Here is a 13236-nt window from a genome sequence, read left to right as displayed (position 1 = left end):
CGCTCTTCCCGTCTTTATTATATCGCGATTCTCGAACCAAAAACAGACTGTGTTCTCCTAAATCCATCCACTATACTGTGAAGACAGCCTGACTGAAGGAGAGATAAAGCATGACCGATGACATGAAACCGCTCGACCCCGGCCCGTTTTTCCACGGAACGAAAGCCGAACTGAAACTTGGAGACTTGCTTGAACCGAAGCGACGCTCGAACTATCAAGACAAGCAGTCGAACTACATCTATTTCACGGCCACTCTCGACGCCGCCAAGTGGGGAGCCGAACTGGCGAGCGGAAATGCGCGTGAACGAATCTACGTCGTCGAACCGACGGGCGACTTCGAGAACGATCCGAACTTGACGGACAAGCGCTTCCCCGGAAATCCGACCCGGTCGTACCGGTCGAACGCCCCGCTCAAAGTCGTAGCCGAACTCGGGGCTTGGGAACGCCACCTTGACGATGTGATCGCGCATATGCGCGACTCACTTGAGAAACTGCGACACGCTGGAGAAGATATGATTGAAGACTGACACGAAGTAGATACACCTTGAATAAATCGTACAGGAAGCGCTGATATTCTGGAGAAATCGATTATAACAAGCTTAATGCATGGATTAATCGAGTCAAATCACAATCTGAAGATTAATTTATCATAGGTTTCTCATAATATTGAGCGAATTCAATCACTATGACTGGCTATCCGTCTTGATGAAAAGAAGGTAAAAATCCCACTCGCGATGGCTGAGAACACAATTTTAAAAAGAGAGTTGTGAGTAAAACCATCAATCACATATCCCTTCAGCTTTTGCAATAAAGCGGCTTCCGGAATCCAATCAATCACATAACCGATTCCTAACATTGAAGGAAGACTCATTAACAAGTACACCGAGACAAAAACGAGCATAAACGACTTCGTGTTCACCATCTTTACCTCCTTAGTTTTACGATAATCAAGTACTAAAAGAAAGCGGATGACATCAGTGTGTGATGCCGTCCGCTTTCTTTTGATTCATCTTTTGAAATGAGCCATCCGCATGCACAAGTGTGAACGGCTCGGCGAGCGACGCGGCCGCTGCCTCGGCTTGAGACATCGTCTCTTCCGTGATGACCGCTTCTTGTCGCCGTAACCGAAACGCCCGCTCGAGGCGGCTCGTCAGCAAGTTGCTGAGGAAGACGAGCAGTGACAGGCCGAGAGCCGGAACGAGGAACATATGGTTTGTCATCCATGTCGTCGCTGTGAACTGCGTGAAATAAAAACCGAACATCGACGACCATTCAAACAGCGTCGGTCGCACCCCTTCAAACAGGAAGACGGTGCCTCCGAAAAAGACGCCGAACAACGACAGATGAATGAGCAACATCAATGTTTGCACGAATTGCTGCATGAAGACGATGACCAACGTCGGAACGAGGTGCGGCCATAAGTGTCTCCTTGTCCGGTGCCACACACTGCCTCCTAACGTCTCGGCGACGATCATAAACTCTTGTTTGAGCAATTGCCGCACCTCTGTAATGAGATAGAGCGTGACTGCAGGCAAGCCGAGCGCCACGAACACCGTCAACTGCAGCGTCACGCGGTCCAGCAGCGGCGGCACCATGGTCGAATCCGCGAAGAAAAAGGACGGGAACAGCATCATCATGGCAAGAAGGGAAATCGGTAAAATCAAAAACCCGTCTAACACCATTTTGAAGATTCGGTTCACGCGCGCCCCGCGAAACGCGAGTGGAATCCCAATCAATAGGCCGAACGCCATCCGTCCGAGCGCAACGGTGGCACAAATGCCGACCGTCCACTTAAAACCCTCGATCATCATCTGGAACAAGTCGTTGCCGGCCCGGTCGGTACCGAGCCACTGATCTTTCGACGGTTCGAGCGGCGGAATGCCAATCAACCGACCTTCGTCGGAGTAACGGTTCAAGAATTGGTCGACTTGGCCATCGCGGAATACGGTATTCCCGATACTTAGTAACAGCAAGCTGGCAAAAATGACGAACCCGATGATGAAAATCGGGTCCCGCAGTAACGTGCGTCGCATCAAATCCCTCCTTTCCAAGCGTTCGGGATGAGCCATTCTGCTACTAAATCCAATATAAAAATCGGGATATAGACGACCAACAAGATGACGAGCAGGATTGGCATGACCGGATTATAGACGGCGAACCGGAAAATCCCTTGCACGTTGAACAAATACTCGATAATCAACAGACTCGATAGCACCGTGATCAAGTTCGAGCGGAAAAAGAGGTAGAAGCGGTACACCAAATTCGGGAGCAAATGTCTCCAGAACAGGGCGGCCGGTCTGACGCCTTTGGCCCGGGCCAGTTCGAGAAACAACGACACCTCCTCCTCGAGGATATGTTTCGTCAACCACTTGAGGAAGAAGAACAGAATCGTGAGCGTCAACGTCACAATCGGCAAAAAGCGTATGTATTCGGCGAACCCACCTGCGACTTCAATTCGATCGAACCCTGTCTTCTTATAAATCGTGATGGCAAGAAATTGCGAGAAGATGAGCCAAAACAAATCCGGGATCATCTCGAGCGTCTGGCTCGTTTGCTGGAGCACCGTGCGCACGCGCTTCCCGCTCCGATAAAAGAAATAGGCGTACAGAAGGGCGAACCCGACCGAGACGATGAGTGACGTCATAAAGATGATGACCGTCTCTTTCATGAGCGGGGCGAGGTCTGGCAATAACGGTAACTCGCGTTGTGCGGTGACGTTGTAGTATGTAATCTCGTCGAGTTTCGCCAACTGACTGAATTGTTGTTGAATCCCGTTCCAGTAATTTGATGGCACGAACTCGAGTTCCACGACGAGTGACGGCAAGGCACTGATTTCAATCAATACAAATAGCGTGATGAAAAACTGAGCCGATTTTTGAGCAATCCAATTCATCCGATTCTCTCCTTTTGTGACATGAGTTTCTATTCTCTCAATGATTAGCCGCCTAAAACACAGTCAAAAAGAACTCTCTCCAAAATAAAACATTTTCTCGATACAAAAGTAAAATAAAACCATATGTGTGTTTTTTGATTCTATCACAGTAATATTGTAAATAATAACAATATTCAAAAAATAAAGAGGTGAATTATGCTATCTTTAAATTACGCACATACTCTGAGACAACTTTAAATGTGCTAGCTACATTGAACACCCCAATCAATAAGCAAATAAAAAGTATTCCTTCATGAAAGGAACACCTTAGTATGTTGAAAATAGAACGTCACCATCTTCAGACCGTAACTCATAGTCGACGAGCGTCTTCAACTCCTGCGTGAGCGTGATTGTGCATTCATATTCAATACCAGGACCGAACGGGATATCGGGACGATTGCGCGTTTCGTGCGGTACGCCATTCAAATATACATCGATATCACGGGCTTTAGCACCGTTATCGATTATATAGCACATTCCCGTCTCTGTCTTGTAGCGACTATGAATCCGATCATATGTATCTGGAACCGTCACGAGCAACACTAGAATGACTAGCACGAGCGACCCAATAGACGCAAACAACTTTCCTAACTTTCGTCCTCTCCACCATTGGACGAAATACATGATCGTCGCACCCATAAGTGCGAGCGCAATACACCAAAACCCAATTATATCAATCAAACTTATCACCTCATCTTTTTATACGGGTGCTGCCAGACAAAGTTTCATCACCATTTCATTTTCAAGGAGACCTTCATGACACACTTTCTCAAATTACAAAACCTCTCCATCCTGCTCGCGCTCACCCTACTCTTAAACATTCAACTGCTCGCCAACAGCGGACGGCTCTATCTGATAATGGATAACATTTATATACTAATCATCGTCTCTATCGCTCTGGCTTCACTCATCTTATTCACGCGGATCCTCATCAAACTTGTCAGGCGTCTCGAAGCTTCAACATGGAACCTATCCCTATACGTGTTATGGTTTCCTTATTTGGCGCTGTTCACTTATGTCTGGACGCGAATCGTCCCCGCTCCGAATGAAGCGGCATGGCCAGGTCCGGCCGTCGGGCTATTGATTATCGCGCTCACATTCACGTTCCCGCTCTATGTGTTCATCGTCCATATGGTCGCCTGCTCCAAACAACGAACGACGTAACCAAAAAACGTGTGCAACCCGAAGCGGGTGCACACGTTTTTTCATGAGAGCCCCTGTCTTCGTTTCTGCCACGCCACCAGCAAGATGCTGATGATGACGAGCAGGAACCACGACGACAGCTTGCCGAGGTCAACGAGCGCCCAACCGCTCAACTGGTTCGGATATGCCCAACCGTTGTAGAACGTGACGATATTTTCCGCGAACCAGATGAAGCAGGCAATCAAAAAGAAGGCGACGACGACGGGCATCGTGAAACGGCGGTCGTCGAGCCGGTACGTGACGATGGCACGGCCGAAGACGAGAAAGACGAGACCAATCAACACCCAGCGCAAATCGAGCCAAATGTGATGCCAAAAGAAGTTGAAATAGATGGCGATTCCCAGGCCGAACGCGATGAGCGGTGGCGGCATCTTGAGAAACTCCAAATCAAGGCGGCGCCACGATTGGACGACGTAGCTGCCGACACTCGCATACATGAACCCTGCATAGAGCGGGACACCGAAAACTTTCGTCAACGCCTCGTCGGGATAGCTCCATGACCCCATCTGGACTTTGAACAGCTCGAGGCCGAGCCCGATGACGTGGAACCAACTGATCACCTTCACTTCTTCCATCGTCTCGAGCCCGGTTTTGACGAGCACGACTTGGACGAATAGGCACCAAATGAAGAGGACGTCGTAACGCGGAATCGGAAAGTCGAACCATTTCGTCAACGCGAGCGCCCCAAAGATGGCGACCGGGAAGATGCAACTGAGTGCTTGTTCGTAACCGAAGATGAACAAATAACGGATGCGCCGCATCGTAATCACCTACAATTCGATGTATTCGTAAAGGAATGACGACTCACCGTCAAAGAAGCGCGGATCGTAGAGGCCGAGCCGCTCATCATCCTCGACGACGACAACGAACGGGGACCACTGTTTGAGCGTGATCGCTTCTTTATTTTCGGCGAAGAGCGGATTCAAATCGGCATCGTCCGCACTCGTCAACTCGTATTGGACCTCGGGTTCTTGATAGACCGAGTCACTGTAAATCGACACCGACTCATCGGTCTTTGTGACGACCGTGAACTGGGTCGGGATGAACGAGGCCGACAGCGCCACTTCATCGTGATCGGCGGCATACGACTGATACAAGTACGCCCCTTGCGCACTTTGAATCAAGACGTGCACGACGATTGCTGCCCAGGCGTAGCGATACACCGTATGACTGATGTCAGTTCGCCGTGCGATCAGCCAGGCGACGAGGAAAATGCCCCAATAGACGAAATCAACGATCGGGATGACACCGAACGTGACCCGGACATCCGATAACGGTTCGAAGTAACCCGTCCCCCAGGCGTTGAACAAGTCCGCCGTGTTATGGATGAACACGGACAAGAGCGCCCACCAGAAGTAACGGATATCGGTCACCTTGAACAAGAGGCGCACGAGTATGTAAATGAGTAGCGCGAACAACGGGACGAGGAAAATCGAGTGAGTGATACCGCGGTGCCACATCTGATACATCCCTTCCGTGTCCCATAGCCGCGAGATGACGTCACTGTCCGGGATTTGACTCCCGACGAGCGTCGTGACGAACAAGGCCCGTTTTTCGTTTGTTTGTAAGTCTCGCTTATCGGCCGCCCCGTAGAGCGTCAGACCGAACAGCGTATGTGTGATGGTATCCACCGGTCTCCTCCTTTTGGACGGAAAAGACATCCCCCTCATGACGAGAAGGATGTCCGTCCTAGCTTATTTCTCTTGGTCCATTTTCATGGCGCGTCTTGCGACGACAGCGACAAAAATGACAGCGACAATCGGAATGATTAATGGCATCCAATCTAACATCCGCCTGTCCCCCTTCTACAAGTGTCGCAAGCAGTATATCATACCTTCATTTCAATCGTTTCAGTGAATGCTCGCCTTCGCATATCGTTCGGCCATCGCCTCGATCGTCTCACGCAAATGGTCGCGGAGCGTGACCGGTTCGAGCACCTCGACTTGCGTGCCGAGCGACAAGAGCCAGAAGACGAACCCGTCGGATACGGCCGCATCGAAGCGGATGAGGAAGCGTTCTCCGTCTTGAGTAATCGAGACGTCTTCTCCGAGCTTGTCGAAGATGACCGGGAGGACGCGCTCGTCGACGGCAAGGACAATTTCCTCGTCGAGCCCGTTGTACATATTGAACGACTTTTGGAAGTAGTCATCCGGCAAATGATGTTTCATGCGCGGCGTATCATCCTCGACAATCTCTGAGTTGACGATGCGGTCGACGCGATAGTTTCGGATTTCCCCGATCGACTCATCGATGCCAATCAAATAATATTGCTCATGGTTCCAGTGCAAGTCAATCGGATTGACGACATAACGCTCGCCGTCACGGCGAAGCGGGAACGTTCGCTTCGTGGCGTCAAAGCCGACGACGTCCGTATATTGGAACGAGATTGCCTTTTGTTCTTGGATCGCGCGCTGGATGCGATCGATATGGTACGGAATCTGTCCGTGTTTCTTCTTCGGTGTCTTGATGATCGACTGGAGCGTTTCCGCTTCCGGAATACTCGTCAGTTTTTGAAGTTTTTCGACGATCCGCTCTGTCACGTCCTCCGAGATGAACTTCGCCGCGACGATAGCGTCGACCATCATCCGGAGCTCATGGATTTCAAACAAACGGGCCGAATGCCAATATTTTTTGGCGAGGCCGTTCTTCTCGAGCTCATCCTGCACCTCGAACCCCGAATCGGTCAATGCTTGAATGTCGTCTTTCACTGATTTTTTTGCTAACTTAGAAGTATCTCCAATGGTAGATAAATATTCGAGCAAGTCTTCTAACGTCTTTGGATGATTATCATCTGTGTGGCGTTCGAAAAACCGTCTCACCTCGAGTAACCGTTCTCGGTTGTTCACGGTTTAATCCCCTTTCACTTCTCTATGTAAAATATGTATAAACAGACAGTAGCATGTTATTTCCATGAAATAAAGGTATTTTCCATTACAAATCGTTTAAGGAGGCCCTTCCGCAGTGAAACATTACGCGCACGTCAACGGCACGAAAATCGAATATATGGACCGCGGTCATGGTCCGGTCATCGTTCTGATTCATGGGACCCAATCATCGAGCCTCGAACCGTACCATGTGGACCGGCTCGTCGTGTCCGGTTTTCGGGTCATAGTCCCATCCCGTCCCGGCTACGGTGAGACTCCGTACTCATTTTCAGCTTCACCGCAAGCGTTCGCCACCAACCTACGTCATTTGATGGAAATCATGGCAATCGATCGGTATCACGTGTACGGCATTTCGGCCGGTGGCCCGACGGCAATCGAGCTCGCATCGCAGAACGACCACGCGCTCAGCCTTACGCTCGCTGCCGCTGTGACGAGCGTCGTCGACTTCCCCTATCGGCAATACATCAGCCGTAACGTCGCTCAGCCTGCGTTCATCGCGCTGCAATTTGCGATGAAACAGTTCGTCGCCCGCGCCATTCAAAAACAACCGTTCGAGGCGACGGCCCGCATGATTCAATCGACGAGCCTGCTCGCACTCGATGTCATCCGCGACGAAGTGACCCCGTACGATATCTTCCTATTGAAACGAGTCGCTAGCCAAATGGCGTTCGGTCTTGGTGCCCAGTTTGACCTGCGGCAACAAGTGACCGATGAAGCGCTGCTCGGGGTGACGTGCCCGACGTATATCGTCCACTCCAAAAATGACAAGGCCGTGCCGGTCCGCCACGCGCATCACGCGAAACGGCTCATCCCGCACGCCCAGCTCACCATCTTGAACAGCCCCGGCCATTTGATTTGGATTGGTCGTCAAGCACGGAAGAGCGAGCAACAGATTGAACGCTTTATCCGCTTCAACTCATAAGACGCCATTCTAGGCGTCTTTTTTAGTCGCCTGCCTCGAGCAGATTGATCAATTTTTCCGTCACGTCAGCCGGAAGGCGGTAGCCGATATTTGTGTCGTCCGCGTCATAAAGACTGCTTGCCGACTTCGCATCATCGTTGAGCCAAAGGTAATAGCGGTCCGTCTCCCCATCTTCGAACCGGATTTCGATATCGTATTCCGGCCCGACCACATTGGCGACACCTGGAATTTCGTCTGCCTCACGAAGCATGTCTTCGAATACTCGAATCGCTTCCGGTTCGTCGAACGTGACGATGTCGCGCTCTTGAAAACTGCTGAATCCGTCCGATTCCGAGACGAGGACTTCTTCAATCCCATCCGTCCGGAAATCGTTCGAGGCACAACCGGTCAAGGTAAGTGTTAATGTGACGAGAGCAAAGACTGATGTATGTCGATGTTTCATAAATAGACTCCCTCTGTCTGTATATGGTTGATATACGCGATTCAAGCAAGTAAAGTTTCACATTCCACGTCACTCGTTCACTCATCCACCCCGAGCACTTGAATCAACTGATTCGTCATATTTCTCGACACGCGATAGATGAGATGCGGATGCGTCACATCCATCAAAAAGCTCGGTTGATGTTTCTGTCCGAGCCAAAGATGATACTGTGCCATCATCCCGCCCTTCCAATGAAGCTCCAAGTCAAAGTCCGGTTCCCCGTGAATGGAATCTTCGAGCGCATCATCTGCATTACGCAGCATGTCCGCGAACGATCTCACTTTTTCGATTCCATTGAACATGATGAAATCTGTCTCATTGAACGAACCAATTCCTAACGACTCAGCAACTCGCGCTTGAATCATCTCTTCTCTATTCAACTCATTCTCCTCTGAGTTCATAAATGCTTTGAACATCGCCGAAGCCCCTGTGAAGATTGCCCGATCTAGTTTCATGTCCTTCACCCCATTCATGTTGATCGTTATCTTTTACGAAAATCCGGACGAAAGGTTTCACAAATTTTGACATCGGATCATTCAGGCCTGTTTTCGCATTCGCTCCAAGAAAATCGGCAACATGTTCAATAGAATCGAGATGCTAGTGAGAACCCATAATGCCCGTCCCATACCTGGTATGACATCCGCCAACGCACTCCAATCCTCCGCTTCGACCCAGACCGACAAATGGCTATAATCCGCGCACACCGTCAACGCTGTTAGCGATAACGCAAGCGCCATCGGTAGCTTATAGTCTTTCCCGACGTTGAACGTATACAAATTGAACAGTGTCGCGCCAATCGCCAGTACTCCTAAAACCATCCACACGTAAATCATCCCCTATGCTATATGTAATTTATTCCCTATTTCTAGAATAGCATATAGAGTTCATTCTAAAGGTAAACAAAAAAGCCGAGCCGAAGCTCAGCTTTTCCTTATTGGTACGTCCAACCGGTCAGACTTGCAGTCGCGCCTTCATAACGTAACTGTTTCTCGAGCTCGCTCGGGAAGACGCGGAGTGTGGCGACCGCTTCACCGTCATTGACGAAGCATTCAACACTTGACGAGTCGACGAACACGTGAAGCGACGTCACATGAACCACTTTCGTCCGTGTCGTGCCGTACTCGGTCGCGAACGGCTCACCGGCATTCGTCCGGTCGATCGTCAATTCGCCTGCCGTCGCGTCGTAACGAATGACGAGTGACTCATTCTCGACCTGAAGCAGGTCGAGCGTGAAGTCTGACCCATCCGTTTTCACCTCAAGCTCATACCGGTCCGGTGTCGCGACGCTGATTGATGTGCCGGACGCGTCGAGGAATGTGTCTTGGCGAAGCGTTGTCATCTCCGCCACCGGACGCTGCTTGAGCATCCCTTCCTCAATTGTGAGCACACGCGGTAACGTCAAGGCGTGGGCCCAACCGAAGCGGTCCGTCGGATACTCGATTTCAGGGAGTCCCATCCAACCGACGAGAACGCGTCGTCCGTCCTGTTCTGTCGTCTGTGGGGCGTAAAAATCAAACCCGAAGTCGAGCTCCTCGAACGCTCCGTGGGTGAATGTTAACGTCTCAACGTCGAGCTTGCCGATCAAGAACCCAGACTGATAGATGTTGTGATAGCGATGCCCGTCCGGTTCAATCCCTTGCGGCGAGAAGACGAGGACGTGCTGCCCGTTCAGTTCGAACACATCGGGACATTCCCACATGTAGCCGAACGAATCGAGTCCCGTCTTGATTTCACCGAGGAACGTCCATTCATCCAAGTCGACCGAGCGATACAAGACGACGCAACCCGTCTCGTCCGTACGTTGTGCGCCGACGACGGCGTAATAGGCGCCGTCCTCGAGCCACACTTTCGGGTCACGGAAATGTTCCGTGTACCCGGCCGGCACGTCCGGAATCGCGACATTGCGACGTTCGATCTTGCCATCCCGCAACACGCCGATCACTTGCGAGGCGTGACGCGTCCAGTCATCCGTCCGGTGATTGCCCGTGTACATGACGTGGAGTTCCCCGTCTTTCACGAACCCGCTACCTGAATAGGCACCGTGTGAATCTTCGGTCGTCTCCGGGACTAACGCCACCCCGCGGTCTGTCCACGTGACGAGGTCAGGTGATGTGACATGGTACCAATGTTTGAGACCGTGTACCGGTCCGAGCGGGAACCACTGATAGAACATGTGATATTCCCCGTTGTAATACGTGAATCCGTTCGGGTCGTTCAGGAGTCCCGTCGGCGGTTGGATATGGTATCCGAACCGCCACGGGGAAGCTGCCGTCTTCGTGCGGAGCGTCTCCATCTCGAGGGCACTCACGTCACGTAACGAGCGGTAACGCTCTGCCTTCGTCCAACTCATAACATCACTTCCTTTTTTCTTAAGCTGCTTGTTTGACTGCTTCTTTTTTCGCTTGGCGTTTCGCAAGCACGAACGTCAATCCGAAGGCGACCGCGAAGGCGATGGCCATACCGATGATATACGAGACGATCGACGCTGGTGCGATCGAGATGATCCCTGGGAGACCTGCCGCACCGAGGGCGACGGCGAGGACTTCACGTCCGACGATGAACGCCGAGGCGACCCCTGAACCGATGATGGCCGCGATGAACGGATAGCGTAGTTTCAAGTTAACCCCGAACATGGCAGGCTCAGTGATCCCGAGGAGTGCCGAGATACCAGATGCCGAAGCGACACCTTTCATCTTCTGATCACGTGTCAAGAAGAAGACAGCGAGTGTGGCCGCACCTTGTGCGACGTTCGACATGGCTGCGATTGGGAAGATGAATGATCCGCCCGTGCGTGCGATATCGGCAAGAAGTTGCGTCTCGATGGCGATGAAGCTGTGGTGCATCCCTGTGATAACGATTGGCGCGTACAAGAGACCCATGACGAGACCGCCGAAGAAGCCGAGTGAGTCGTACGTCCAAACGAGACCGTCGATGATCAAGTTACCCGCTTCGCGTGTGATCGGTCCGACGAAAGCGAACGTGACGAACGCCGTGACGAGGAGCGAGAGAAGCGGTGTGAGCAAGATGTCGAGTGATGCTGGCATGAATTTACGGATATTGATTTCAAGTTTCGACAAGATATAAGCGGATACGAGGACCGGTAACACTTGTCCTTGGTAACCGAGTTTCTCGATTTCAAAGCCGAGAATGTTCCAAACCGGGATATCGCCGACCGTTGCTTGCGCATAGGCGTTGACGAGATCCGGGTGAACCATGATCATCCCGAGCGCAGCGCCGAGGTACGGATTACCCCCAAACCGCTTGGCGGCGGAGAACCCGATCAAGACGGGCAGGAAGACGAAGGCGGCGTTGGCGAACGTGTTGATCATCGCGGCGAGATCGGCGATGCCTGGGTACTGATCGATGAGTGAGCTTCCTTCGAAGAACAAATCAGGTGCCGTGAGCAAGTTGTTGATCCCCATCAAGAGACCGCCGGCGACGATGGCCGGGATGATTGGGACGAAGATATCAGACAACATTTTGACGAACTGTTGGAGCGGGTTGCCTTTCTTCGCGCCGGCCGACTTGACGTCGCTTGTCGACATATCGCCGAGGCCTGTCAATTGGGCGAACTCAGCGTACACCTTGTTAACCGTACCTGCACCGATAATGATTTGATACTGGCCACCGGTCGAGAACGTTCCTTTGACGACGTCGAGGGCGTCAAGTTTCTTCTCGTCGACTTTCGATTCGTCGTTCAAGACGAGGCGGAGCCGGGTCGCACAGTGGGCCGCGGCGGCGACGTTGTCTTTCCCGCCGAGAGCCTCTAAAATCGCTTCTGCTTCTTGTCTGTAGTTCATGCTGGTTTGCCTCCTAGCGTTTCAAGCACGCGTTGTTGTGTTGGTATGGCCGGAATCGCGCCGTATGCCGTGCACGTCAAAGCGCCGGTCACATTCGCGTATTCGATATCCTTCAGTAAGCGCTCGTCATCGATTCCTAGAGTCGCTAAGCGATACAAGTAGGCGCCGACAAAGGCGTCACCCGCTCCCGTCGAATCGACGCTTTCAATTTTCACTGAAGCGATGACGTCTTTGACGTCTTTCGTCGCAATCAGTGTCCCGCGCGAGCCGAGCGTGATGGCGATCCGTTTCGCACCCGTTTCGAGAAGCGACGCGATCGCTTGATTTAAATCGTCAAGCCCAGTCAACAAGTGCGCTTCTTCCTCGCTCAACTTGACGAAGTCTGCTTCGGCGATGAAGTGGAGCGAATCTTGTTTGAACGCCTCGAGGTCGGTCACAAGCGCGTCACGGTAGTTCGGATCGAACGAGACGAACAGGCCGTCACGCTTGGCGAACTGGAGCAGTTTGAAATAAGCGTTCTTTAACTCACCGTCGAGGAGTGCCGTCGCCGATCCGAAATGGACGATGTCTCCAGGCTTGAAGGCCGACAAGTCGATTGACTCGAAGGCATAGTCGCCATCGCTGCCGCGTCGGAACGTGAAATCTCGTTCCCCGTCTTCTTGAATCGACACGAATGCGAACGTCGTGTCACCTTCCTCCACCAAGTTTTCGACGCCGACGCCGTTGTCGACGAGCGTCTGTTTTAAAAAGCGTCCGAACGGGTCTGCCCCGACTTGACCGAGGAAACTCGAATTTCCTCCGTGTTTACTGACGACCGCCGCGACGTTTGCCGGTGCGCCCCCCGCTTTCTTTACGAATGTCGTCCCGTTGACGAGGTCGCTCGATGCGTCATCGCAAACCCAATCAATCAATAGTTCACCTATGCAATGTACGGTGTTCATCCGTCCACCTCCATGTCTGAATGTCGTGTTTCGTGTCATTTATCGAACCGGTTCCAAAAACAAATAAAAAAT

At 51.7% G+C, this 13236-nt stretch carries 16 protein-coding genes; 3 read left to right on the top strand and 13 right to left on the bottom strand.

What is annotated here, in order from left to right; all coding sequences use genetic code 11:
* Positions 1-110: 110 nt before the first annotated feature.
* The gene (gene arr / locus KNP86_RS14345) at positions 111-527 is read left to right on the top strand and encodes an NAD(+)--rifampin ADP-ribosyltransferase (protein ID WP_029595530.1); all 417 of its coding nucleotides are present in this window, start codon (positions 111-113) and stop codon (positions 525-527) included.
* A gap of 149 nt (positions 528-676) precedes the next feature.
* On the opposite strand, the gene KNP86_RS14340 is transcribed toward arr, so the two are convergent.
* The 4 genes from KNP86_RS14340 to KNP86_RS14325 all read right to left on the bottom strand — a co-directional run bounded on the left by KNP86_RS14340 (position 677) and on the right by KNP86_RS14325 (position 3613).
* Entirely contained in the window at positions 677-919 is a 243-nt protein-coding gene (locus KNP86_RS14340) for a hypothetical protein (protein ID WP_165569448.1), read from the bottom strand.
* Between the two features lie 55 nt (positions 920-974).
* The gene (locus KNP86_RS14335) at positions 975-2033 is read right to left on the bottom strand and encodes an ABC transporter permease (RefSeq protein WP_214755059.1); all 1059 of its coding nucleotides are present in this window, start codon (positions 2031-2033) and stop codon (positions 975-977) included.
* Positions 2033-2893, bottom strand: coding sequence for an ABC transporter permease subunit (locus tag KNP86_RS14330; protein ID WP_214755057.1), 861 nt, complete (start codon positions 2891-2893; stop codon positions 2033-2035). Before KNP86_RS14330 ends, KNP86_RS14335 begins: the two co-directional genes overlap by 1 nt.
* 306 nt (positions 2894-3199) lie before the next feature.
* Positions 3200-3613 carry a hypothetical protein gene (locus tag KNP86_RS14325; RefSeq protein ID WP_214755055.1) on the bottom strand — a complete coding sequence of 138 codons (414 nt, stop codon included), beginning with the start codon at positions 3611-3613 and terminating at the stop codon, positions 3200-3202.
* A gap of 75 nt (positions 3614-3688) precedes the next feature.
* Between KNP86_RS14325 and KNP86_RS14320 the strand changes: the two genes are divergently transcribed.
* On the top strand, positions 3689-4096 hold the full coding sequence (locus KNP86_RS14320; protein WP_214755053.1) for a hypothetical protein: 408 nt from the start codon (positions 3689-3691) through the stop codon (positions 4094-4096).
* Positions 4097-4137: 41 nt separating this feature from the next.
* Here the strand turns inward: KNP86_RS14320 and KNP86_RS14315 are convergent, their stop codons facing one another.
* The 3 genes from KNP86_RS14315 to KNP86_RS14305 all read right to left on the bottom strand — a co-directional run bounded on the left by KNP86_RS14315 (position 4138) and on the right by KNP86_RS14305 (position 6981).
* On the bottom strand, positions 4138-4896 hold the full coding sequence (locus KNP86_RS14315) for a DUF817 domain-containing protein (RefSeq protein ID WP_214755051.1): 759 nt from the start codon (positions 4894-4896) through the stop codon (positions 4138-4140).
* A gap of 9 nt (positions 4897-4905) precedes the next feature.
* A complete protein-coding gene (locus tag KNP86_RS14310) occupies positions 4906-5766 on the bottom strand; it encodes a metal-dependent hydrolase (RefSeq protein WP_214755049.1) in 861 nt (286 codons plus the stop codon).
* 219 nt (positions 5767-5985) lie between these two features.
* A complete protein-coding gene (locus tag KNP86_RS14305) occupies positions 5986-6981 on the bottom strand; it encodes a helix-turn-helix transcriptional regulator (RefSeq protein ID WP_214755047.1) in 996 nt (331 codons plus the stop codon).
* Between the two features lie 115 nt (positions 6982-7096).
* Here KNP86_RS14305 and KNP86_RS14300 point away from each other — a divergent pair, with 115 nt between their 5' ends.
* Entirely contained in the window at positions 7097-7942 is an 846-nt protein-coding gene (locus tag KNP86_RS14300; protein ID WP_214755045.1) for an alpha/beta fold hydrolase, read from the top strand.
* 22 nt (positions 7943-7964) lie between these two features.
* Here the strand turns inward: KNP86_RS14300 and KNP86_RS14295 are convergent, their stop codons facing one another.
* The 6 genes from KNP86_RS14295 to KNP86_RS14270 form a co-directional block, all read right to left on the bottom strand.
* Positions 7965-8384, bottom strand: coding sequence for a YhfM domain-containing protein (locus tag KNP86_RS14295; RefSeq protein ID WP_214755043.1), 420 nt, complete (start codon positions 8382-8384; stop codon positions 7965-7967).
* A gap of 77 nt (positions 8385-8461) precedes the next feature.
* Complete coding sequence (locus tag KNP86_RS14290) at positions 8462-8878, bottom strand: YhfM domain-containing protein (protein WP_214755041.1); 417 nt, start codon at positions 8876-8878, stop codon at positions 8462-8464.
* Positions 8879-8959: 81 nt separating this feature from the next.
* Entirely contained in the window at positions 8960-9247 is a 288-nt protein-coding gene (locus KNP86_RS14285) for a hypothetical protein (protein ID WP_214755039.1), read from the bottom strand.
* A gap of 107 nt (positions 9248-9354) precedes the next feature.
* A complete protein-coding gene (locus tag KNP86_RS14280) occupies positions 9355-10773 on the bottom strand; it encodes a sucrose-6-phosphate hydrolase (RefSeq protein WP_214755037.1) in 1419 nt (472 codons plus the stop codon).
* Positions 10774-10792: 19 nt separating this feature from the next.
* The gene (locus KNP86_RS14275; protein ID WP_214755035.1) at positions 10793-12223 is read right to left on the bottom strand and encodes a sucrose-specific PTS transporter subunit IIBC; all 1431 of its coding nucleotides are present in this window, start codon (positions 12221-12223) and stop codon (positions 10793-10795) included.
* Positions 12220-13164 carry a carbohydrate kinase family protein gene (locus KNP86_RS14270; RefSeq protein WP_214708666.1) on the bottom strand — a complete coding sequence of 315 codons (945 nt, stop codon included), beginning with the start codon at positions 13162-13164 and terminating at the stop codon, positions 12220-12222. The genes KNP86_RS14275 and KNP86_RS14270 overlap by 4 nt, the downstream gene beginning before the upstream one ends.
* Positions 13165-13236 lie beyond the last annotated feature (72 nt).

It is taken from the genome of Exiguobacterium sp. s16 (assembly GCF_018618115.1).
Taxonomy (GTDB): Bacteria; Bacillota; Bacilli; order Exiguobacteriales; family Exiguobacteriaceae; genus Exiguobacterium; species Exiguobacterium mexicanum_A.
Note: the sequence above shows the minus strand (reverse complement) of the source record. Positions and strands in the feature narration are given on the sequence as shown.

What these genes read in the sequence shown, in the direction of transcription:
- arr (WP_029595530.1), top strand. Translation starts at nt 111, where the DNA reads ATGACCGATGACATGAAACCGCTCGACCCCGGCCCGTTTTTCCACGGA.
- KNP86_RS14335 (WP_214755059.1), bottom strand. Translation starts at nt 2,033, where the DNA reads ATGCGACGCACGTTACTGCGGGACCCGATTTTCATCATCGGGTTCGTC.
- KNP86_RS14330 (WP_214755057.1), bottom strand. Translation starts at nt 2,893, where the DNA reads ATGAATTGGATTGCTCAAAAATCGGCTCAGTTTTTCATCACGCTATTT.
- KNP86_RS14320 (WP_214755053.1), top strand. Translation starts at nt 3,689, where the DNA reads ATGACACACTTTCTCAAATTACAAAACCTCTCCATCCTGCTCGCGCTC.
- KNP86_RS14315 (WP_214755051.1), bottom strand. Translation starts at nt 4,896, where the DNA reads ATGCGGCGCATCCGTTATTTGTTCATCTTCGGTTACGAACAAGCACTC.
- KNP86_RS14295 (WP_214755043.1), bottom strand. Translation starts at nt 8,384, where the DNA reads ATGAAACATCGACATACATCAGTCTTTGCTCTCGTCACATTAACACTT.
- KNP86_RS14290 (WP_214755041.1), bottom strand. Translation starts at nt 8,878, where the DNA reads ATGAAACTAGATCGGGCAATCTTCACAGGGGCTTCGGCGATGTTCAAA.
- KNP86_RS14280 (WP_214755037.1), bottom strand. Translation starts at nt 10,773, where the DNA reads ATGAGTTGGACGAAGGCAGAGCGTTACCGCTCGTTACGTGACGTGAGT.
- KNP86_RS14275 (WP_214755035.1), bottom strand. Translation starts at nt 12,223, where the DNA reads ATGAACTACAGACAAGAAGCAGAAGCGATTTTAGAGGCTCTCGGCGGG.
- KNP86_RS14270 (WP_214708666.1), bottom strand. Translation starts at nt 13,164, where the DNA reads ATGAACACCGTACATTGCATAGGTGAACTATTGATTGATTGGGTTTGC.